This is a genomic window from Sphingomonas sp. 22R3R2A-7, from assembly GCF_036856055.1.
Classification (GTDB): Bacteria; Pseudomonadota; Alphaproteobacteria; order Sphingomonadales; family Sphingomonadaceae; genus Sphingomonas.
The window spans coordinates 1371725-1391725 of record NZ_JASPFR010000001.1; the positions used below are offsets into that span (position 1 = coordinate 1371725).

Genomic DNA, 20001 nt, shown 5'->3' on the forward strand with positions numbered 1-20001 from the left:
CCCCCTCGATGGCCATTCAGATTCGCACCAGTCTCGCCGAGCCCGAAACCGGCGACACCTTCGTCCCGCACCGCCCAACCGCGCGGCCTGCCAAGGTCGAGGGCGGCAAGGCGTTCAAGCTCGTCAGCGAATACGCCCCTGCGGGCGACCAGCCGACCGCGATCGCCGAACTCGTCTCGGCGATCGGCGAGGGCGAGAAGGACCAGGTGCTGCTCGGCGTCACCGGGTCGGGCAAGACCTTCACGATGGCCAGCGTCATCGAGCGCGTGCAGCGGCCTGCGCTGATCCTCGCGCCCAACAAGATCTTGGCGGCGCAGCTCTACGGCGAGATGAAGTCGTTCTTCCCCGACAACGCGGTCGAATATTTCGTCAGCTATTACGACTATTACCAGCCCGAGGCGTATGTCGCGCGGTCGGACACCTATATCGAGAAGGAATCGTCGACCAACGAGTCGATCGACCGGATGCGGCATTCGGCGACGCGCGCGCTGCTCGAACGCGACGACGTGATCATCGTCGCGTCGGTCTCGTGCCTGTACGGCATCGGCTCGGTCGAAACCTATTCGGCGATGATCTTCGACCTGAAAAAGGGCACGACGGTCGACCAGCGCGAGATCGTGCGCAAGCTCGTCGCGCTGCAGTACAAGCGCAACGACGCGGCGTTCCAGCGCGGCAATTTCCGCGTGAAGGGCGACACGCTCGAGATCTTCCCGTCGCATTACGAGGACAGCGCGTGGCGCATCTCGTTCTTCGGCGACGATATCGAGGAGATCACCGAGTTCGACCCGCTGACCGGCAAGAAGGTCGCGTCGCTCAATTCGGTGCGCGTCTATGCGAACTCGCATTACGTGACGCCCGGCCCGACGCTGAAACAGGCGGGCGAGGCGATCAAGCACGAGCTGGCCGAGCGGCTGAAGGAGCTGGTGCTCGAGGGCAAGTTGCTCGAGGCGCAGCGGCTGGAGCAACGGACGAACTTCGATCTCGAGATGATCGCGGCGACTGGGTCGTGCGCGGGGATCGAGAATTACTCGCGCTTCCTCACCGGCCGCATGCCGGGCGAGCCGCCGCCCACGCTGTTCGAATATCTGCCCGACAATGCGCTGCTGTTCGTCGATGAGAGCCACGTCACGATCGGCCAGATCAACGGCATGTCGCGCGGCGATCACCGGCGCAAACTCACGCTCGCCGAATATGGCTTCCGCCTGCCGAGCGCGATCGACAACCGGCCGCTCCGGTTCAACGAATGGGACGCGATGCGTCCGCCGACGACCTATGTGTCGGCGACGCCGGGGAGCTGGGAGATGGAGCAGACCGGCGGCGTGTTCGCCGAACAGGTCATCCGTCCGACCGGGCTGATCGATCCACCCGTCGAGATCAAGCCGGTCGAGGAGCAGGTGCAGGACCTGATCGTCGAGGTCGGGAAGACGACGGCTTTAGGGTACCGCACGCTCGTCACGACGCTCACCAAGCGGATGGCGGAGGATCTGACCGAGTATATGCACGAGGCGGGGATCAAGGTCCGCTACATGCACAGCGACGTCGAGACGCTCGAGCGTATCGAGCTGATCCGCGACCTGCGGCTCGGCGTGTACGACGTGCTGATCGGCATCAACCTGCTGCGCGAGGGGTTGGATATCCCCGAATGCGGGCTGGTCGCGATCCTCGATGCGGACAAGGAGGGATTCCTGCGCTCCGAGACCTCGCTGATCCAGACGATCGGTCGCGCGGCGCGTAACGTCGACGGCCGCGTGATCCTGTACGCCGACCGCGTCACGGGCTCGATGGAGCGCGCGATGAACGAGACCGCGCGGCGTCGCGAGAAGCAGGTCGCGTACAACACCGAACACGGCATCACGCCGACGACGATCCGCCGGAACATCGGCGACATCATCGCGCATGTGGCGAGCCAGGATCAGGTGACGATCCCGATCGACGAGGATCGGCCGCACATGGTCGGCCACAATCTGCGTGCGTATATCGAGGATCTGGAAAAGCAGATGCGCAAGGCGGCGTCCGATCTCGAATTCGAGACCGCGGGGCGGCTGCGCGACGAAATCCGGCAGCTGGAGAACGAGGAACTGGGTCTGCCGGTCGACCAGCAAAAGGCCCCGGTCATGGGCCGCTCGAACGAGGGCAAGCCGGGGACGCGGAAGACGCGCTACGGGAAGAGCCAGAAGATGCGGATGGGCGGCTCGCGCTCGCGCTGAGGCGCCCATCCCCCGCTTTCGTCACCCTGACGGAAGTTAGGGCCCAGAGCCGCGGACGCTGTGGCGGGCCCCGCTTTCGTCACCCTGACGGAAGTTAGGGCCCAGAGCCGCGGACGCTGTGGCGGGTAACTCTGGGTCCTGACGTGCATCAGGATGACGGCAGGGGTCGGGTCAGCCGACGACGAGGTCTTCGCTGTTCGACCCGTAATAGCTGGCGACGCGATCGGCATAGGCCTGGTCGAACACGGGTGCGTTGTTCGCCCAGCTCGGGCCGCCTTCGAGCACGCGCTTGTCGATCGTCACGACGTACAGGTCGCGGACCGCGTCGAACTGGAGCAGCGCGAACGGCAGCGGATAGAAGCTCTTGCCCATGCCGAGGAAGCCGCCGAGGCTGAGCACGGCGTGCGTCGCACGGCCGGTGCCCTTGTGGACCATGAACGCATAGACCGATCCGACCGCATCGCCATCGCGGCTCTCGACCTTCATCGTCCCTGAGATATTCGCCTGGACAAGCAATTGCGTCGGCGTCTGTGCAGCAGCGGTATCGGACATCATTCTTCTCCTGATTCAGAATCTTCCGTCGCTGAACCGGTATCAGCGTGCGCCGGTTCCCACACCCTGTCCACCGCCGCGACTTGAGCCCTGCCCATGCCTGCCGCATAGCGCTGCGATGCGCGTCTCCATCCTTTCCGCCGCCGGCTGGCGAACGCCCGCCAGCTTCTTGAGCCTCGCCACGCTCGCACTGGTTTCCGGCTGCGTCGCGCCACGCACGGTCGAGGCACCGCCCGCGCCTGCCCCGGTCGCGCGCCCGGCACCGGCGCCGCGCCCGATGCCGCTGACTGCGGACTGGCGTGACTGGCCCTATACAGCCGGAACCTGGACGTATCGCCGCGAGCCCCGCGGGTCGCTCGCGTCGTTCGGGACGTCGTCGGGCGCACCCGTCCTGACGCTGCGCTGCGACACCGCCGCGCGCCAGGTCGTGCTGTCGCGCACCGCGAGCGCGGTCACCCCGCTGACGATCCGCACGTCGAGCGTCACGCGGGCGCTCCCCGTCCAGCCCATGACTGCAACCACCGTCGCCGCAACGCTGACCGCGTCCGATCCGCTGCTTGAGGCGATGGGGTTCAGCCGCGGCCGGTTCGTGATCGATCAGCCCGGCCAGCCGCCGCTCGTCGTCCCCGCCTGGGCCGAGATCGGGCGCGTCGCGGAGGACTGCCGCAGCTGATTTGCGGCCAAGCGACAGCCGCGAAGGATCGATCGAAATCTTATCCAAATCAAGGCTTGTATCGCGGCCATACTCGGCACACATTGCGGTCGCGGCCAAGCTTGGTCGTGTTTTTTCAACAAGCGAAAGGAGGTGATCCGATGTCTCATGGTTCAGCAGTGAGTTCGGTTCGGTTCGTTCGGGGGACGCACCGCTAATATCCGACGACATGCGTGGGGGGTATCCTCCCCAGTCAACGCGTGTGTCACAGGATGAGGTGGTACGCATGGTCCTCCGGGCTGGAGCTCTCCGGCCGCTGACCATGTCTGGAGGTTGCCGGGTCGCAGGGATGCGCCTCGGCAACCTCTTTTCATTTGTGGCGAAGTGTTTTCGCGGGGGTGTGAGTCGTGCCGGCCTTGCGACAGCGACCGATACCCGCGGTGTGACGTAGTACCGCTTCCTACCCAAACGCGCCGTCATCCTGACGAAAGTCAGGATCCAGAGCCATCAACAGCGCGCTTCAAAATCCTGGATCCTGACTTTCGTCAGGATGACGGTAGGGGGAAAGCGGGCTGTTCCCGCCTCCCCTCCCCATCCGCCTTACAGAAACGCCTTCGCGCGCTTCAGCACGACGTTGCAAAGCTGCGTCTTCACCTGCCCACCGAGATTGCCCAGCGCCAGCGTCTGGCCATTGCCGGCCTGGACCTGCCCCGCCTGCCCCGCGGCGAACCCGGGCGAGGTCTGCACGTCCTTGCGCCCGGTCAGCCGCTGCAGGATCGACTGCGCGCCGCTGGCCTGCGGCGCCGCGCGCGCGCCGGTCTGGCCGCCGGCCAGCCCGCCGAGCATCCCGCCCTGCCCAAGCAGATTGTTCTTGAGGCAGTAGCCGAGCAGCCCTGCTGCATTGCCCGCGCCGATCGACCCGATGCTCGGCGCGGCACCACCGAACAGTCCGCCCAGTCCGCCGCCAAGGCCACCGAGGCTGTCGCCCAGACCTCCGAGCCCTCCATTGGACTGCGTGGGCGCGGGCGCCGGTGTGCTGGTCTGCGCGCTGGCGCCGGCCGTCATGAGAGCCGCGATCGCGATCGCGAGAGCGGGGGTGGCGGGCTTGAACATACGAAACTCCTGTGGTTCGCACGGTCAACGGAGGGGCCACCCTCCCCGTTCCCATCTATCGGCCTCGGCGGGCCCCGGCATCACGCAGGGGTCAGCAACCCCTCGCGCGCAATCTTCTCGCGCCAGACGAGCGGCGCGAGCTGGTGGACGTTCTCACCCGCCGAATCGACCGCGACCGTCACCGGGAAGTCGGCGACCTCGAACTCGTAGATCGCCTCCATGCCGAGATCCTCGAAACCGACGACCTTTGATCCCTTGATCGCGCGCGCGACGAGATAGGCCGCGCCGCCGACCGCCATCAGATAGGCCGACTTGCGCTCCGCGATCGCGTTGGTCGCGTCCGCGCCGCGTTCGGCCTTGCCGACCATCGCAAGCAGGCCCTGGTCGAGCATCATGCGCGTGAACTTGTCCATCCGCGTCGCGGTGGTGGGGCCAGCGGGGCCGACCACCTCGGTGCCGACCGGATCGACCGGCCCCACATAATAGATCACGCGACCGCGGAAATCGACGGGGAGCTCTTCGCCCTTCGCCAGCATGTCGGCGATCCGCTTGTGCGCGGCGTCGCGCCCGGTCAGCATCTTGCCGTTCAGCAGCAGGCGGTCGCCATGCTTCCACGTCTGCACGACCTCGGGCGTCAGCGTATCGAGATCGACGCGGATCGCGGCCTTGTCGGGCGTCCAGTTCACATCCGGCCATTCCTTGAGCTTGGGCGCTTCGAGATAGACCGGGCCCGAGCCGTCGAGCACGAAATGCGCGTGGCGTGTGGCGGCGCAGTTGGGGATCATCGCGACGGGCTTGGACGCGGCATGCGTCGGCCAGTCGAAGATCTTGACGTCAAGGATAGTGGAGAGACCGCCCAGCCCCTGCGCGCCGATGCCGAGCGCGTTGACCTTGTCGTAGATCTCGATGCGGAGTGCCTCGATGTCGTTCCTGGGGCCGCGTTCCTTCAGCTGCGCCATGTCGATCGCGCCCATCAGCGATTCCTTGGCGAGCAGCATCGACTTTTCTGCGGTGCCGCCGATGCCGATGCCGAGCATGCCGGGCGGGCACCAGCCCGCGCCCATCTGCGGGATCATCTCGAGCACCCAGTCGACGATCGAGTCGGACGGGTTCATCATCTTGAACTTCGACTTGTTCTCGCTGCCGCCGCCCTTGGCCGCGACGTCGATCGAGACGGTGTTGCCGGGCACCATCTCGACATGCATCACGCTCGGCGTGTTGTCCTTGGTGTTGCGGCGCGTAAAGGCGGGATCGGCGAGGATCGACGCGCGCAGCTTGTTCTCGGGGTTGAGATACGCTTTCCGGACGCCTTCATCGACGACCTCTTGCAAGGAGCGCGTCGAGTCGAGGCGGCAATCCTGGCCCCATTTGACGAAGACCGTGACGATGCCGGTATCCTGGCAGATCGGGCGGTGGCCCTCCGCGCACATCCGGCTGTTGGTGAGGATCTGCGCGATCGCATCCTTGGCGGCAGGCGATTTCTCCGCCTCGTACGCGACGCCGAGCGCGCGGATGTAATCCATCGGGTGGTAGTAGCTGATGAACTGGAGCGCGTCGGCGACGCTTTCGATCAGGTCGGCTTCGGTGATGACGGTCATGCAGCGCCTTTATGGATACAGGGTTGCAGGCGTCTTAGCGGCGATCGTGCGATTTATGAAGTCGGCGGGCGTCCCGGCAACCGCATGGCAGGAGGAGCGGCCCTGCCCCTCCGGCCATGCGTCGCGCGCGTTGCCGGCGTACCGGCGCGGCGGCGGAACCGGATTACATCGGCGGGGTCAGGCCGTCCTTGCCGACGGCGACCGACTTGGCACCCGACGCGCCGGCCGGGGTGACCGCGAACAGCTTCTGGCCCTTCGCGAGGACCGAGCGCTCGGTCGGCTCGAACCGGACGATCGGGGTGCCGACGGGAACGACGACCTGCGCCTTGCCGCCCTTGTACGAGATGCTCAGCTTCGTCTCGCCGGGCTTCCCCGCACCACCAGTGACGGTGCCGTTGGTCATGCCGCTTTGCTGATCGACGGTACCGTTCGTCATTGCGCTCTGCTGATCCACGGTGCCATTGGTCATCGCGCTATGGCCGTCGACGGTGCCATTGGTCATCGCGCTCGACCCGTTCATGCCCCCCTGCGGCCGCGACCGCACCGGGCACGTCCCACGGATAATGCCCTTCGCCGGTCCCGCGCATCGCCTCGGGAAAGATGACGAGTTCGACGGCGCGCAGCGCATCGTCGGGGCCGGTCGTCGCGGTACCGACGAAGTCGCCGTCCTTCAGCGTCGACAGGTCCGACTTCACCACCCAGGCGACCTTGGTCTGCGCGTCGAGCGGGACGCTGACCGACTTGCCGTCATAGGTCTGGACGGTCAGCGCGTCGGTGCCGACCGCGGTGATCACACCGCGGACGCGCGTGACGTCGGACGCCGGGCTTGCCGCCGCACTGGTGTTGGCGGTGGCGCTGTTGGCGCCGGTCGATGTCTGATCGCCACAGCCGCCAAGGACCGCGATCACGCCGCTAAGCAGCATCAGCTTTTTCGTCACCATCGCATTGGGTCCTTCGATTATCCTGCCGCACGGTGCCATGGCGGCACCGGCGGGCAATTTGCGGGCGGCCATGAAGACATGGTCGGTTCGGTTCAACGCCGGAACCGAGCAACCGGACGCATCCCGTCGACGCGACGCGTGGTGGGGCGCGATATCGGCGCGGCTGCAGCTATCCTGGCGACAGCGCCGTCCCTAGATTGCGCCAATGCAGGATATACGGAACATCGTCGTTCTGACGGGCGCGGGCATCTCCGCGGAGAGCGGGATCGCGACGTTCCGCGGGCCGGGCGGCTTGTGGGAAGGCCACCGGGTCGAGGATGTGTGCACCCCGAGGCGCTCGCGGCGGATCCGGAACTGGTGCACCGCTTCTACGATCTGCGGCGCGAGGCGCTGGCGGCGGTCGAGCCGAACGCAGCACATCACGCGCTCGCGCGGCTGGATGCGGCGTGGCCGGGCGAATTGCTGATCGTCACGCAGAATGTCGATGACCTGCATGAGCGCGCGGGGGCGACGCGGATGCTGCATATGCATGGCGAGCTGCTGTCGGCGCTGTGTGCGGTGTGTGGCGCGCGGCAGGACTGGGCCGGGGCTTTGCCGGAAGGGTCGGTGTGCGGCACGTGCGGGTCGGCGGCGTTGCGGCCGGACATCGTGTTCTTCGGCGAGATGCCGTACCAGATGGAGCGGATCGAGGCGGCGCTGGCGCGTTGCGATCTGTTCGTGTCGATCGGAACGTCGGGTGCGGTGTATCCGGCGGCGGGGTTCGTGCAGACCGCGGCGTATCACGGCGCTGCGACGCTCGAGCTCAACCTCGATCCGTCGATGGGGAGCGTGTTCTTCGAGGAGACGCGGATCGGGCCGGCGGGTGTGCTGGTGCCGGATTGGGTGGAGGAATTGCTGGCCTAGGACGTCCCGCGCGGAAAACGCCACCTCCCCGGCGAAGGCCGGGGTCCAAGTGGAGAGGTCGAGGTAACGACGCGCTGCCCCCCGTTATGAACGGCCCCCAATTGGGCCCCGGCCTTCGCCGGGGTGGTATTGCGGAACTCTACTCGACCCAGTCGAGGCCGATGTCGCGGTAGACTTCGCGGTCTTCGTCCCAGCCGGGTTTGACCTTCACGTGCAGGTAGAGGTGGACGGGCTTGCCGGTGATCGAGGCGAGTTCGATGCGCGAGCGTGCGCCGATTTCCTTGATCCGGACACCGCCCTTGCCGAGCACGATCGCGCGTTGCGTCGGGCGTTCGACGAGGATCTGCTGGTGGATCTCCAACGACCCGTCCTGGCGCTCGATATACTGCTCGGTCTCGATCGTGCTCGCATAGGGCAATTCGGCGTGGAGCTGGAGGTAGAGCTGCTCGCGCGTGACCTCGGACGCGAGCGCGCGCTCGGTCGAGTCGGACACCTGGTCTTCGGGATAATGCCACGGGCCTTCGGGCATCGCCTTGGCGAGCTCGGCCTTGAAGTGCGCGAGGCCGTCGCCGGTGCCGGCGCTGATGAAGAACGTCTCGGCGAAGGGGAGCAGCGCGTTGAGCTTTTCCGCGTGGATCAGCAGCTTGGTCTTGTCGGCGAGATCGACCTTGTTGAGGATCAGCCAGATCGGTTCGGTGCGGCCGACCAGCGACTCGACGATGGTCGTGACCTTGCCGCCGATCCCGCCCTTGGCGTCGACCACCAGCGCGATGATGTCCGAGCCTTCCGCGCCGCCCCAGGCGGCGGCGACCATCGCGCGGTCGAAGCGGCGCTTGGGCTCGAAGATGCCGGGGGTGTCGACGAGCAGGATCTGCGTGTCGCCTTCGATCGCGACGCCCATCAGTTTCGCGCGCGTGGTCTGCGCCTTGGGGCTGACGATCGCGACCTTCTGGCCGACGAGCGCGTTGACGAGCGTCGACTTGCCGGCGTTCGGCGCGCCGACGATGGCGACGAGGCCGCAATGCTTGGGGGTCGCCGATTGGGGGGCGGAAGTCTCAGGAGTGGTAGTTTCGGTCACGCAGGTTCTTTTCGGCATCGGGATATTCGGCGCCGCTCATACAGATAAAACGCGCGGCCGTCATTCCCGCACCCTCAACCCCGTCATCCTGACGAAAGTCAGGATCCAGGGTCACGCAGGGTGTCGCTTTTGGCTCTGGATCCTGACTTCCGTCAGGATGACGGAGAGGGTCGGGTCAGCCGAGCTTTTCCAACAGCGCCTTGGCGGCCGCGGTTTCGGCTTCCTGCTTGCTCGATCCCATGGCGGTCGCTTCGGCCAGCTTGCCGATCGAGACAAGGATCGTAAATTTGGGGGCGTGGCCGGGGCCGGAGCGCTCGACGACGGTGTATTCGGGGGGCTTGCGGTTGTGTGCGGCGGCCCATTCCTGGAGCGCGGACTTGGGGTGTTGCGGGGCCTTGGCGCCGGCTTGGACGCGGTCACCCCAGGCGCCGCGGACGAAGGCGCGCGCGGCGTCGAGGCCGGCCTCCTGGTACCACGCGCCGATCAGCGCCTCCATCACGTCGCCGAGCACGTTGTCGCTGTCGCTGGCGCCATCGTCGCGCGCCTGCTTGCCGAGTTTCAGATGCGCGCGGACGCCGAGCTGGCGCGCGACGTCGGCACAGACGGGGCCGGTGACGAGCGCGTTGAGACGCTTCGAGAGCGAGCCCTCGGGGTCGGTCGCGAACAGCTCGTACAGCCATTCCGCGATGATCAGCCCGAGGACGCGGTCGCCGAGGAATTCGAGGCGTTCGTAGTTCGCCGCGGCCTGGCTGCCGTGAGTCAGTGCGCGCTCATAGGGCGCGAGGTTGGTCGGAACGCGGCCGAATACGGTCTTCAGCCACTGCGCGAGGTCGCTCAAAAGCCTTCCCCGATCCGGCTCCAGCGCGCCGCGCTGACCCAGGTCCAGGGTTTGAGCCATTCGGCGTTGCCGTCGGTCGAGAAGAAGCTGACGACCGCCTTCCCCTCGACATTCTCGAGCGGGACATAGCCCATGCCGCTCGGCGCGGGAAAGCGACTGTCGCCGCTGTCGTCGCGATTGTCGCCCATCACGAAGATATGGCCCGCGGGGATCGTGTACAGCCCGGTATCGTCACGATCGGGGAGTTGCGCCTGGTCGAGCACCTCGTAGCTGCGGCCCGCAGCCCCGTTCTCACCGGGAAGCGTCTCGCGGTAGCGGGGGTAGCGGCAGATCTGGACGTTGGCGACGACGTCGACGAACGGCGCGCCGCATTTCTCGGCGTCGAAATTGGCGGTGAGCGGGATCGTGAAGTCGGCGATGCGGAGCTTCGGGATCGCCTTGCCGTTGAGATAGACGACGCCCTGCCGCATCTGGACGGTCTCGCCGGGCAGGCCGATGACGCGCTTGATGACGTCGTGATCGAGCACTTCGGGCGCGCGGAAGACGACGACGTCGCCGCGCGTCGGCGTGCTGCCGAAGATGCGCCCGGGGATCAGCGGCACGCCACCCGGCAGCGACCAGCGCGAATAGCCGTAATTCCACTTCGACACGAAGAGATAGTCACCGATCAGCAGCCGGGGCAGCATCGATTCGGACGGGATGCTGAACGGCGCGAAGATGAAGCTGCGCAGGATCAGAACGACCACGGCCAGCTTCAAAAGGAAGCGGAACGTCTCTGCAGTTTCGGAGCGCACCGGTTTGGTCTTCGTGTCTTTTGCCATGCCCGCGGGTTTGCTCAACCGGCGCGTGTCGTCAAGCGCATGCAGGATACCGAACGCCGAAAGACCGTTGTCGCCGTCTCGCGCTTGCAGCATGACCGGCGCGCACGTCTATTCGGAGAAGTAGCATGACCGCCGACTGGTCCAAGATCGAAGCCCTGCCCGCCACCACGCTGACCGACCTGTTCGCGCAGGACTCGGAGCGTCTCTCGAAGCTGAGCCTCGACGTCGCGGGTATCCATTTCGACTGGTCGAAGACGCATCTGACGACCGACATGGTCGCCGCGTTCGAGCAGATGGCCAAGGCGCAGGATCTGGCGGGCAAGCGCCAGGCGCTGTTCTCGGGCGAGGTCGTCAACGTCACCGAGGGCCGCGCGGTCGAGCACACCGCCGAGCGCGGCGAGGGCAAGCCCGAGAGCGTCGCGATCGCGCAGGCGAGCCACCAGCGGATGCGCACGCTGATCGACGCGATCGAGGCGGATGCGCTGGGGCCGGTGCGGCATATCCTCCACGTCGGCATCGGCGGATCGGCGCTGGGGCCGCAGTTGCTGGTCGACTCGCTGGGGCGTGACGACAAGCGTTATGATGTCGGGATCGTCGCCAATGTCGACGGCGTCGCGCTGGAGGACGTGTTCGCCAAGTTCGATCCGGCGGCGACGCTGCTCGTGGTCGCGTCGAAGACGTTCACGACGACCGAGACGCTGATGAACGCCGAGAGCGTGCTGCAGTGGATGACCGAGCATAATGTCGAGGATCCGTATGGCCGCGTGATCGCGCTGACCGCCGCGCCCGAAAAGGCGATGGAATGGGGCGTCGACGAGACGCGCATCCTGCCGTTCGCCGAGAGCGTCGGCGGACGCTATTCGCTGTGGTCGACGATCGGGTTTCCGGCCGCGATCGCGCTCGGCTGGGACCGGTTCGAGGAGCTGCTCGAGGGGGCGGCCGAGATGGATCGCCATTTCCGCCTCGCCGCGCTGCACGAGAATGCGCCGGCGCTCGCGGCGTTTGCGGATCTCTATTACACGCAGATCCGCCATGCCGAGACGCGCGCGACCTTTGCCTATGACGAGCGGTTGCGGTTGCTGCCGAGCTATCTCCAGCAGCTGGAGATGGAGTCGAACGGCAAGTCGGTGACCGCGGACGGCGAGCCGCTCGGGCGGCCGTCGGCGGCGATCACCTGGGGTGGGGTCGGCACCGAGGCGCAGCATGCGGTGTTCCAGCTGCTCCACCAGGGCACGCATCTGGTGCCGGTCGAGTTCGTCGCGTCGATCGAGGCCGGCGACACGCTGCCCGAGGAGCATCACAAGGCGCTGTTGCTCAACGCGTTTGCACAGGGTGCGGCGTTGATGGCGGGCAAGCAGGTCGAGGATCCGGCGCGCAGCTATTCGGGTGATCGGCCGTCTTCGACGCTGCTGCTAGACGATCTGGATGCGCGGACGCTGGGGGCGCTGATCGCGTTCTACGAGCACCGCGTGTTCGTGAACGGCGTGCTGCTGGGGATCAACTCGTTCGACCAGTTCGGGGTCGAGCTGGGCAAGGAAATGGCGAAGGCCGCGGAGAAGGGCGGACAGACGTTCGATCCTTCGACGGATGACCTGATCAAGCGCGCGTTCGGGTAAGCTGGGCTCGGGGGAACGCGCTTCCCTCAACCTCAAACTGCACCACCCCGGCGAAGGCCGGGGTCCAATTGGGCGAACCGTGGTTTCCCAAACGACCCCCTCCCAATTGGGCCCCGGCCTTCGCCGGGGTGGTGGCTGAGGGAGCGCGAGCGAACCTGCCGCGTTACATCTTCATGCCCATCCTCTTAGCCGCAGCGCTCGCCGCCTCCCCCACCCTCGCGCAGATGCGCTGGGAGCGGCGCGTGCTGATCGTCGCGGCCCCCTCCCCGCAGGATCCGGCGCTCGCCGAGCAGCGCCGCCTTCTTGGCAGCTGGACCGCGAAACGCGACGAGCGCAACCTCACCATCGTCGAGGTCATCGGCGACCAGGTCCGCGGCGCTGGCGACACCGCTCCCGCGTTGCGCCGGAAATTCCGCCTTCCGGCCGCTTTTACCGCGATCCTGATCGGCAAGGACGGCGGTGAGAAACTGCGCAGCGCCAAGCCCTTCCCCACCGCCGTCCTGGAGCAGACGATCGACGCGATGCCGATGCGCCGGGCGGGTCGGCGATAGAGCCGGCCGATCACCCTGATCGCCGCGCCGGGCTTGTCCGCGCATCCCCCCTGCCCCAGATGGCACCGAAAGCCGCAGCGCGGCGGCGCGACGACAAGGATAGCCCGTGACCGATACCCAATTCGACTATGACCTCTTCGTCATCGGCGCCGGCTCGGGCGGCACGCGCGCGTCGCGCGTCGCCGCTGCACACGGCGCACGCGTCGCGGTCGCCGAGGAATATCGCGTCGGGGGTACCTGCGTCATCCGCGGCTGCGTGCCCAAGAAGCTGCTGATTTACGGCGCGCATTTCGCTGAGGATTTGAAGGACGCCAAGCGCTTCGGCTGGCAGGTGCCCGATGATTGCGCGTTCAGCTGGCCGACGCTGCGGGACAACGTCATGGAAGAGGTCGACCGGATCAACGGCGCCTATACCCAGACGCTCGAGAACAACCATGTCGACATCATCCACCAGCGTGCGGTGGTCTCGGGGCCCAACGAGGTCACGCTCGCCGACGGCAGCAAGAAGACCGCCGCGAAGATCCTGATCGCGGTCGGCGCGCACCCGCTGGTGCCCGACTGCCCCGGTGCAGAACACGGCATCACGTCGAACGAGGTGTTCCACCTCGACGGCGTGCCGAAGCGCGTGCTGATCGCGGGCGCGGGCTATATCGCCAACGAATTCGCAGGGATCTTCCACCAGTTCGGTGCGCACGTCACGCTGATCAACCGGACCGACGTGATCCTGCGCGGCTATGACGAATCGATCCGCGACCGGCTGCTCCAGATCTCGATGAGCAAGGGCATCGACTTCCGCTTCAACGCGGCGTTCGAGGGGATCGAGAAGGGCGAGGATGGTTGCCTGACCGTGCATACCAGCGGGCACGAGCCGATCACCGTCGATCTCGTGATGTTCGCGACCGGCCGCCTGCCCAACACCAAGGGGCTCGGGCTCGAGACCGCAGGCGTCGAACTCGACGCGGCGGGCGCGGTGGTGGTCGACGACGACAACAAGTCGAGCTGCGACAGCATCTTCGCGGTCGGTGACGTCACCAACCGCATCCAGCTGACCCCCGTCGCGATCCGCGAGGGGCAGGCGTTCGCCGACACGTTCTTCGGCAACAAGCCGACGCGCGTCGACTACGCGAACGTCCCCGCCGCGGTGTTCAGCCACCCGCCGATGGCCGGCGTCGGCATGACCGAATCGCAGGCGAAGCAGGCGCTGGGGTCGGTGAAGGTCTACACGTCGGACTTCCGGCCGATGAAGAACGTGCTGGCGGGGCGCAACGAGCGCTCGCTCTACAAGATGATCTGCGACGGCGAGACCGACCGCGTCGTCGGCATCCACATGATCGGCCCCGACTGTCCCGAGATCCTGCAATCCGCCGCGGTCGCGGTGAAGGCGGGGCTCACCAAGGCCGATTTCGACGCGACGGTCGCGCTGCATCCGACGATGGCGGAAGAGCTCGTGCTGATGAAATAGCCCTAGTCGACGAACACCGCGGCGCGTTTTTCGATGTTGGCGCGGACCTGTTCGACCTGGTTGGGCTTGCGCATGACCCGTCCCTGCGCGTCGCTTTCGGCGCGCAGGATCGCCGCCGAGTCCGCATCCGCGGCGAGCGTGTAGAGCGCCTTCGACCCCCGGATCGCCTGCGGGTTCTTCGCGGCGATCGCGCGGGCCATCGTCATCGCGGCGGCATGCGGATCCTCGTCGAGCCGCGTGACGAAGCCGTGGTGCAGCGCCTCGGCCCCGTCGAATTCGCGCGCGGTGTAGGTCAGTTCGCGCAGCACGTCGTCGCGCGCGAGCGTCCGCCACAAAGCGATCCCCGCCATGTCGGGCACCAGCCCCCAATACGTCTCGCGGATCGCGAACCGCGCCTGCGGGTGCGCGATCCGGATATCGGCGCCCGACATGATCTGGAACCCGCCGCCGAACGCGACGCCGTGGACCGCAGCGATCACCGGCATCGGCAGCATGCGCCAGCCCCAGGCGACCTGCTGAACCAGATTGGCGTCGCCATACGCCCGGTCGTCGAGCGAAAGCCCCGACCCGCCGCCCGCCATCGATGCCATGTCGAGCCCCGCGCAGAACGCCCGGCCCTCGCCCGACAGCACGACGACGCGCACCTCGGCCATCCCCGCCAGCCGGTCGATCGCAGCGGCGATCCCCTCGAACATCGCCGGGTCGATCGCATTCATCTTGTCCGCGCGGTTGAGGCGGACATCGGCGATCCCGTCGGCAACGGCGATGGTGACCCGGTCGTTCATGGCGATCCTCTCTCCTGATCTCGTTGCGCGCAATGCTAGCCCCGCCCCGCAGGTGCGGCAATGTTGCGCGACGGTCGGTGGCGTGTAGAGGTCGGGACATGAACGGGTTCGACGCACAGCGATTTTCGAAGCACGGGTTTGGCGGGCACGGCGCCGCGCTCGGCATGCGCTATCACGCGCACGGCGCGGACTGGGCAGAGCTCGCTTTGCCCTATGATCCAAAGCTTGTCGGCGATCCGTCGAGCGGCGTGATTGCGTCGGGGCCGATCATCACGATGATGGACATGGCGACGAGTCTCGCGATCTGGATCAAGCGCAACGCGTTCGTCCCGCATGCGACGCTCGACCTGCGCGTCGATTACCTGCGGCCGGCGACGCCGGGCAAGACGGTGATCGGCCGCGGCGAATGCTATCGCCTGACGCGGTCGATCGCGTTCGTGCGGGGCCAGGCGCATGACGGCGACCCCGACGATCCGCTCGCGCATGTCGCGGGGACATTCATGGTGCTCGGAACATGGTGATCGGTCTTCCCCCTATGCGGCGATCCTCGGCGTCTCGATCGAAGCCGAGGACGGCGCGCCGCCGATCCTGGTCATGCCGTTCGCCAACGACGTGGTCGGCCGCCCCGGCTTCCTCCATGGCGGCGCGATCTCGGGACTGCTCGAGGTGGCGGCGATCGCCGCACTGTACCATGCGCTCAATGCCGAGGGCGGCGATGGCGCCTCCGCACGCATCAAGCCGGTCAACGTCACGGTCGATTTCATGCGCGGCGGGCGCGACAAGCCGACTCGGGCCGCCGGCGTGGTGACCCGCCTCGGCACGCGCGTCGCCAATGTCGAGGCGACCGCGTGGCAGGACGAACGCGACAAGCCGATCGCCGCTGCACGGATGAACTATCTGATCGTGCGGGATTGACCCCATCCCCCGCGCGGCAGGGGGATGGGTCCAACACGTTATTTCGCGGTCAGCTTGATCAACCGGCCCTGCGATTCACCGCCGTCTTCGAGCACCCAGATCGCGCCGTCGGGGCCCTGTTCCACCTCGCGGATGCGCGCCCCCATGTCCCACTGATCGCCCTTCGCCGCCGTCGTGCCGTTCAGGTCGACGCGGACCAGCGATTTCGACGACAGCCCGCCGATGAACGCATCACCCTTCCACTGCGGGAACATCGCGCCCGAATAGATCATCAGCCCGCCCGGTGAGATGACCGGGTTCCACGACACCTTGGGCGCCTCGTAACCGTCGCCCGGCTTGTGATCGGGAATGTCGCGGCCGTCATAATGGCTGCCGTTCGATGCGTTGGGCCAGCCATAGTTCAGGCCGGGCCTGATCAGATTGACCTCGTCCCCGCCCTTCGGCCCCATCTCCTGCTCCCACAAATTGCCCTGCGCGTCGAACGCGATGCCGAGCAGGTTGCGGTGGCCATAGGTCCAGACCTCGGGTGCGAACCCCTTGGCGGCGAGCGGGTTGCCGGGCGCGGGCTTGCCGTCGAGCGTCAGGCGAAGGACCTTGCCCAGCGTCATCTTCGGATCCTGCGCCGGCGTGAACTTCTGCCGCTCGCCATTGGTGAAGAACAGATATTTGCCGTCGGGCGAAAACGCGATGCGACCCGAATAATGGCCATTGCCCTCGACGAACGGCCGCGCGCTGAAGATCACCTCGATCTCGCCAAGCCGCTCGCCACCCCCGCCGTCGGGGCGCAGCCGCCCGCGCGCGAGGACGACGCCCTTGCCGCCCTCGCCCGCGCTCGAATAGCTGAAATACACGCGCTTGCTCGTCGCGAAATCGGGCGCGAGCACGACATCCATCAGGCCGCCCTGCCCCGCCGAGTCGACCGTGATCGTCGCCACCGTCTGCCGCGTCTTGCCATCGGCGGACACGAGCAGCATCTGCCCCTTCTTCTCCGTCACCAGCATCCGCGCATCGGGCAGGACCGTCATCGCCCAGGGTGACTCGAAATCGGCGACCACGGTCTCGGTGAAGGGCTTGCCGCCCGCGGTCTGCGCCGCAGAGACGGTCGATCCGAGCAACGTGGCGGACAGGATGGTGGTGGCGAACAGCGTGCGACGAATCATGATCTTCTCCCGGAAATCTCAACGCAAACGCAGCGTGACGAACGAAGGTTGCTCCCGCTTGCGGAGCAACGCCAGCCGGCGTATAGGGACATCACTTCTCTACATCGCCAGGTGAAGAGGCTGCGGGGCTTGCTCCGCGGCGGAAACCCCCTGTGCTTTGGCCCTGTTTGGAATTTCGATGGCGAATATCGCCCTGCTGACCGACCTGATCGAACCCGAAGCCAAGGCGCTCGGCCTCAGCCTCGTGCGCGTGCGCATGCAGGGCGGCAAGTCCGATCCGACGCTGCAGATCATGGCCGAGCGCCCCGACACCCGCCAGCTAGTGATCGAGGATTGCGCCGAACTGTCGCGCCGCATCTCGGACAAGTTCGACGCGCTCGAGGCCGAGGGCAAGGACCCGGTCGGCGAGGACGCGTATCGTCTCGAGGTATCGAGCCCCGGTATCGATCGCCCGCTGACCCGGCTTCAGGACTTTGCCGATTGGGAAGGCCAGGAGGCGCGGATCCGCCTCGTCGAGCCGTTCGAGGATCGCAAGCAGATCTCGGGCAACCTCATGGGCGTCGAGGGGACCAAGATCACCGTCGACGTGAACAAGCACAAGATCATGACGATCGACTTTTCGCAGGTCGCCGATGCCAAGCTCGTCATGACCGACCGACTCATCGCCGCGACCGCACCGCTTTCGACCGAAGGCGCGGACGAAGTTTTCTATCAAGACACGCCCACCGATGAGCCTGACGCTCACGAGGCCGACACGCAAGAAGGACAGCATTGATGGCCACGGCAGTCACCGCAAACCGCGCGGAACTGATCGCGATCGCGAATTCGGTCGCGTCGGAGAAGATGATCGACAAGGCGATCGTGATCGAGGCGATGGAGGACGCGATCCAGCGGGCCGCCCGCTCGCGTTACGGCGCCGAGAACGACATCCGCGCCAAGCTCGATCCGAACACCGGCGATCTGCGCTTGTGGCGCGTCGTCGAAGTGGTCGAGGCGGTCGATGACTATTTCAAGCAGGTCGACGTCAAGGGCGCGCAGAAGCTCCAGAAGGATGCAGCGCTCGGTGACTTCATCGTCGATCCGCTGCCTCCGATCGAGTTCGGCCGCATCGCTGCTCAGGCTGCCAAGCAGGTCATCTTTCAGAAGGTCCGCGACGCCGAGCGCGAGCGCCAGTTCGAAGAGTATAAGGACCGCGCGGGCGAGATCATCACCGGCGTCGTCAAGCGCGTCGAGTTCGGCCATGTCGTCGTCGACCTGGGCCGCGCCGAGGGCGTTATCCGCCGTGATGCGCAGATCCCGCGCGAAGTGGTGCGCGTCAACGACCGCATCCGCTCGCTGATCCTCAACGTCCGCCGCGAAAACCGCGGTCCGCAGATCTTCCTCAGCCGCGCGCACCCCGACTTCATGAAGAAGCTGTTCGCGCAGGAAGTGCCGGAAATCTACGACGGCATCATCGAGATCAAGGCCGCGGCCCGCGATCCCGGCAGCCGGGCGAAGATCGGCGTCATCTCGCATGATTCGAGCATCGATCCGGTCGGCGCGTGCGTCGGCATGAAGGGCAGCCGCGTCCAGGCCGTCGTGCAGGAAATGCAGGGCGAGAAGATCGACATCATTCCGTGGTCGCCCGACATCGCGACCTTCGTCGTCAACGCGTTGCAGCCGGCTTCGGTCAGCCGCGTCGTGATCGACGAGGAAGAAGAGCGCATCGAGGTGGTCGTTCCCGACGATCAGCTGAGCCTCGCGATCGGCCGTCGTGGCCAGAGACGTGCGTCTCGCGTCGCAGCTGACCGGCAAGGCGATCGACATCCTTACCGAGGCCGATGCCTCGGAGAAGCGGCAGAAGGACTTCGTCGAGCGCTCGGCAATGTTCGAGAAGGAGCTCGACGTCGACGAGACGCTCGCGCAGCTGCTGGTGGCCGAAGGGTTCACGAACCTCGAAGAGGTCGCCTATGTCGAGGTCGAGGAGATCGCCGGCATCGAGGGCTTCGACGAGGATCTCGCAGGCGAGTTGCAGAACCGCGCGACCGAGGCGCTCGAGCGCCGCGACGCGGCCAGCCGTGAAGAGCGCACCGCGCTCGGCGTGGAGGACGCGCTGGCGGGCATGCCGTATCTGAACGAGGCGATGCTCGTCACGCTCGGCAAGGCGGGCATCAAGACGCTCGACGACCTCGCCGATCTGGCGACCGACGAGCTGGTCGAGAAGAAGCGCGTCGAGCCACGCCGTCGCAACGACGATGCGCCCAAGCGCCCCGAGCCCAAGGGCGGCATTCTCGCCGAATACGGCCTGAGCGACGAGCAGGGTAACGAGATCATCATGGCCGCGCGTGCGCACTGGTTCGAGGACGAGGCCCCCGAGGCTGATGCCGACGAGGCGGACGAGGCTCCGGTGGAAGCGGCTTCGGCTGAGGACACTGCGGCTGACGACGTCGCGGCAGATGACGCTACGGAGTCGACCGACGCAAAGAGCGAGGACGACAAGGCCTGATGCCGTTTGTCAGCATCCGCATTTCGGGGTCCGCCACCAAGGACCAGAAGGCCGGCATCGTCGCCGACGTGACCCAGTCGCTCGTTGAGCGGCTGGGCAAGAACCCGGCTGCGGTGCAGATCGTGATCGAAGAAGTCTCGACCGAGAATTACGGCGCGGGCGGCCAGCTGCTGGTCGACCGCGACGCCCCGAAGCCGCAATTGCAGGAGGACGCTCATGCGGAATCCTCGCAATGAGACGCTAGGCGCTACCGACACCCCGCCCTCCTCGTCCCCCGCAAGCGGGGCGGGACGGGGCGATCGCCCGGCTTCGACCAAGGGCAAG

20 protein-coding genes and 2 pseudogenes are annotated in these 20001 nt (G+C 66.6%); 11 read left to right on the plus strand and 11 right to left on the minus strand.

Annotated elements, in window-relative coordinates; genetic code table 11:
• Positions 1-8 precede the first annotated feature (8 nt).
• Complete coding sequence (gene uvrB / locus QP165_RS06655) at positions 9-2207, plus strand: excinuclease ABC subunit UvrB (protein ID WP_333994651.1); 2199 nt, start codon at positions 9-11, stop codon at positions 2205-2207.
• Positions 2208-2378: 171 nt separating this feature from the next.
• Here uvrB and QP165_RS06660 read toward each other — a convergent pair whose 3' ends face one another.
• Positions 2379-2759, minus strand: coding sequence for a PRC-barrel domain-containing protein (locus QP165_RS06660; protein ID WP_156350081.1), 381 nt, complete (start codon positions 2757-2759; stop codon positions 2379-2381).
• A gap of 118 nt (positions 2760-2877) precedes the next feature.
• Between QP165_RS06660 and QP165_RS06665 the strand changes: the two genes are divergently transcribed.
• Positions 2878-3432, plus strand: a complete 555-nt coding sequence (locus QP165_RS06665; RefSeq protein ID WP_333994654.1) for a hypothetical protein — start codon at positions 2878-2880, stop codon at positions 3430-3432.
• 579 nt (positions 3433-4011) lie between these two features.
• On the opposite strand, the gene QP165_RS06670 is transcribed toward QP165_RS06665, so the two are convergent.
• From QP165_RS06670 to QP165_RS06685, 4 genes are all read right to left on the minus strand, one after another.
• Positions 4012-4524, minus strand: coding sequence for a DUF2501 domain-containing protein (locus tag QP165_RS06670; RefSeq protein WP_333994656.1), 513 nt, complete (start codon positions 4522-4524; stop codon positions 4012-4014).
• An 80-nt stretch (positions 4525-4604) separates the two neighbouring features.
• Entirely contained in the window at positions 4605-6122 is a 1518-nt protein-coding gene (locus QP165_RS06675; protein ID WP_333994659.1) for a fumarate hydratase, read from the minus strand.
• 163 nt (positions 6123-6285) lie between these two features.
• On the minus strand, positions 6286-6624 hold the full coding sequence (locus QP165_RS06680; RefSeq protein WP_333994661.1) for a hypothetical protein: 339 nt from the start codon (positions 6622-6624) through the stop codon (positions 6286-6288).
• Positions 6596-7063, minus strand: coding sequence for a hypothetical protein (locus QP165_RS06685; protein WP_333994663.1), 468 nt, complete (start codon positions 7061-7063; stop codon positions 6596-6598). Before QP165_RS06685 ends, QP165_RS06680 begins: the two co-directional genes overlap by 29 nt.
• A 205-nt stretch (positions 7064-7268) precedes the next feature.
• Between QP165_RS06685 and QP165_RS06690 the strand changes: the two are divergent.
• A pseudogene (locus QP165_RS06690) lies at positions 7269-7966 on the plus strand (NAD-dependent deacylase).
• A 139-nt stretch (positions 7967-8105) separates the two neighbouring features.
• Here QP165_RS06690 and era read toward each other — a convergent pair.
• From era to lepB, 4 genes are read right to left on the minus strand one after another with little or no spacing between them, the layout of a single operon-like run.
• Positions 8106-9044, minus strand: coding sequence for a GTPase Era (gene era / locus QP165_RS06695; protein ID WP_333994664.1), 939 nt, complete (start codon positions 9042-9044; stop codon positions 8106-8108).
• Positions 9022-9159: a hypothetical protein gene (locus QP165_RS06700; protein WP_333994665.1), complete on the minus strand. Its 138-nt coding sequence runs from the start codon at positions 9157-9159 to the stop codon at positions 9022-9024. The genes era and QP165_RS06700 overlap by 23 nt, the downstream gene beginning before the upstream one ends.
• 60 nt (positions 9160-9219) lie before the next feature.
• A complete protein-coding gene (gene rnc, locus QP165_RS06705) occupies positions 9220-9924 on the minus strand; it encodes a ribonuclease III (protein ID WP_333996962.1) in 705 nt (234 codons plus the stop codon).
• Positions 9879-10703, minus strand: a complete 825-nt coding sequence (gene lepB / locus QP165_RS06710) for a signal peptidase I (RefSeq protein ID WP_333996963.1) — start codon at positions 10701-10703, stop codon at positions 9879-9881. The genes rnc and lepB overlap by 46 nt, the downstream gene beginning before the upstream one ends.
• 125 nt (positions 10704-10828) lie before the next feature.
• On the opposite strand from lepB, the gene pgi reads away from it, so the two are divergent.
• From pgi to gorA, 3 genes are all read left to right on the plus strand, one after another.
• On the plus strand, positions 10829-12319 hold the full coding sequence (gene pgi, locus QP165_RS06715) for a glucose-6-phosphate isomerase (RefSeq protein ID WP_333994666.1): 1491 nt from the start codon (positions 10829-10831) through the stop codon (positions 12317-12319).
• 224 nt (positions 12320-12543) lie between these two features.
• Positions 12544-12870 (plus strand): DUF4174 domain-containing protein, encoded by a 327-nt coding sequence (locus tag QP165_RS06720; RefSeq protein WP_333996964.1) that lies wholly within the window; start codon positions 12544-12546, stop codon positions 12868-12870.
• 106 nt (positions 12871-12976) lie between these two features.
• Complete coding sequence (gene gorA / locus QP165_RS06725; protein ID WP_333994668.1) at positions 12977-14332, plus strand: glutathione-disulfide reductase; 1356 nt, start codon at positions 12977-12979, stop codon at positions 14330-14332.
• 2 nt (positions 14333-14334) lie between these two features.
• Here the strand turns inward: gorA and QP165_RS06730 are convergent, their stop codons facing one another.
• Positions 14335-15117, minus strand: a complete 783-nt coding sequence (locus QP165_RS06730; protein WP_333994671.1) for a crotonase/enoyl-CoA hydratase family protein — start codon at positions 15115-15117, stop codon at positions 14335-14337.
• Positions 15118-15215: 98 nt separating this feature from the next.
• Between QP165_RS06730 and QP165_RS06735 the strand changes: the two genes are divergently transcribed.
• Together QP165_RS06735 and QP165_RS06740 are read left to right on the plus strand one after the other, a co-directional pair.
• Complete coding sequence (locus QP165_RS06735; protein WP_333994672.1) at positions 15216-15638, plus strand: PaaI family thioesterase; 423 nt, start codon at positions 15216-15218, stop codon at positions 15636-15638.
• Complete coding sequence (locus tag QP165_RS06740) at positions 15601-16032, plus strand: PaaI family thioesterase (RefSeq protein WP_333996965.1); 432 nt, start codon at positions 15601-15603, stop codon at positions 16030-16032. Before QP165_RS06735 ends, QP165_RS06740 begins: the two co-directional genes overlap by 38 nt.
• 38 nt (positions 16033-16070) lie before the next feature.
• On the opposite strand, the gene QP165_RS06745 is transcribed toward QP165_RS06740, so the two are convergent.
• Complete coding sequence (locus QP165_RS06745; RefSeq protein ID WP_333994674.1) at positions 16071-17192, minus strand: PQQ-dependent sugar dehydrogenase; 1122 nt, start codon at positions 17190-17192, stop codon at positions 16071-16073.
• A 178-nt stretch (positions 17193-17370) separates the two neighbouring features.
• Between QP165_RS06745 and rimP the strand changes: the two genes are divergently transcribed.
• The 3 genes and pseudogenes from rimP to QP165_RS06760 all read left to right on the plus strand — a co-directional run bounded on the left by rimP (position 17371) and on the right by QP165_RS06760 (position 19913).
• A complete protein-coding gene (gene rimP / locus QP165_RS06750) occupies positions 17371-17967 on the plus strand; it encodes a ribosome maturation protein RimP (protein ID WP_333994676.1) in 597 nt (198 codons plus the stop codon).
• Positions 17967-19677: pseudogene (nusA, locus tag QP165_RS06755) on the plus strand (transcription termination factor NusA). The gene rimP and the pseudogene nusA overlap by 1 nt, the downstream one beginning before the upstream one ends.
• Positions 19677-19913, plus strand: a complete 237-nt coding sequence (locus tag QP165_RS06760; protein ID WP_056016469.1) for a tautomerase family protein — start codon at positions 19677-19679, stop codon at positions 19911-19913. The pseudogene nusA and the gene QP165_RS06760 overlap by 1 nt, the downstream one beginning before the upstream one ends.
• Positions 19914-20001 lie beyond the last annotated feature (88 nt).

Coding starts and splice junctions, on each gene's coding strand:
- uvrB (WP_333994651.1), top strand. CDS start 9: ATGGCCATTCAGATTCGCACCAGTCTCGCCGAGCCCGAAACCGGCGAC.
- QP165_RS06660 (WP_156350081.1), bottom strand. CDS start 2,759: ATGTCCGATACCGCTGCTGCACAGACGCCGACGCAATTGCTTGTCCAG.
- QP165_RS06665 (WP_333994654.1), top strand. CDS start 2,878: ATGCGCGTCTCCATCCTTTCCGCCGCCGGCTGGCGAACGCCCGCCAGC.
- QP165_RS06670 (WP_333994656.1), bottom strand. CDS start 4,524: ATGTTCAAGCCCGCCACCCCCGCTCTCGCGATCGCGATCGCGGCTCTC.
- QP165_RS06675 (WP_333994659.1), bottom strand. CDS start 6,122: ATGACCGTCATCACCGAAGCCGACCTGATCGAAAGCGTCGCCGACGCG.
- QP165_RS06680 (WP_333994661.1), bottom strand. CDS start 6,624: ATGACCAATGGCACCGTCGACGGCCATAGCGCGATGACCAATGGCACC.
- QP165_RS06685 (WP_333994663.1), bottom strand. CDS start 7,063: ATGGTGACGAAAAAGCTGATGCTGCTTAGCGGCGTGATCGCGGTCCTT.
- lepB (WP_333996963.1), bottom strand. CDS start 10,703: ATGGCAAAAGACACGAAGACCAAACCGGTGCGCTCCGAAACTGCAGAG.
- pgi (WP_333994666.1), top strand. CDS start 10,829: ATGACCGCCGACTGGTCCAAGATCGAAGCCCTGCCCGCCACCACGCTG.
- QP165_RS06720 (WP_333996964.1), top strand. CDS start 12,544: ATGCGCTGGGAGCGGCGCGTGCTGATCGTCGCGGCCCCCTCCCCGCAG.
- QP165_RS06730 (WP_333994671.1), bottom strand. CDS start 15,117: ATGAACGACCGGGTCACCATCGCCGTTGCCGACGGGATCGCCGATGTC.
- QP165_RS06735 (WP_333994672.1), top strand. CDS start 15,216: ATGAACGGGTTCGACGCACAGCGATTTTCGAAGCACGGGTTTGGCGGG.
- QP165_RS06740 (WP_333996965.1), top strand. CDS start 15,601: ATGTCGCGGGGACATTCATGGTGCTCGGAACATGGTGATCGGTCTTCC.
- QP165_RS06745 (WP_333994674.1), bottom strand. CDS start 17,192: ATGATTCGTCGCACGCTGTTCGCCACCACCATCCTGTCCGCCACGTTG.
- rimP (WP_333994676.1), top strand. CDS start 17,371: ATGGCGAATATCGCCCTGCTGACCGACCTGATCGAACCCGAAGCCAAG.
- QP165_RS06760 (WP_056016469.1), top strand. CDS start 19,677: ATGCCGTTTGTCAGCATCCGCATTTCGGGGTCCGCCACCAAGGACCAG.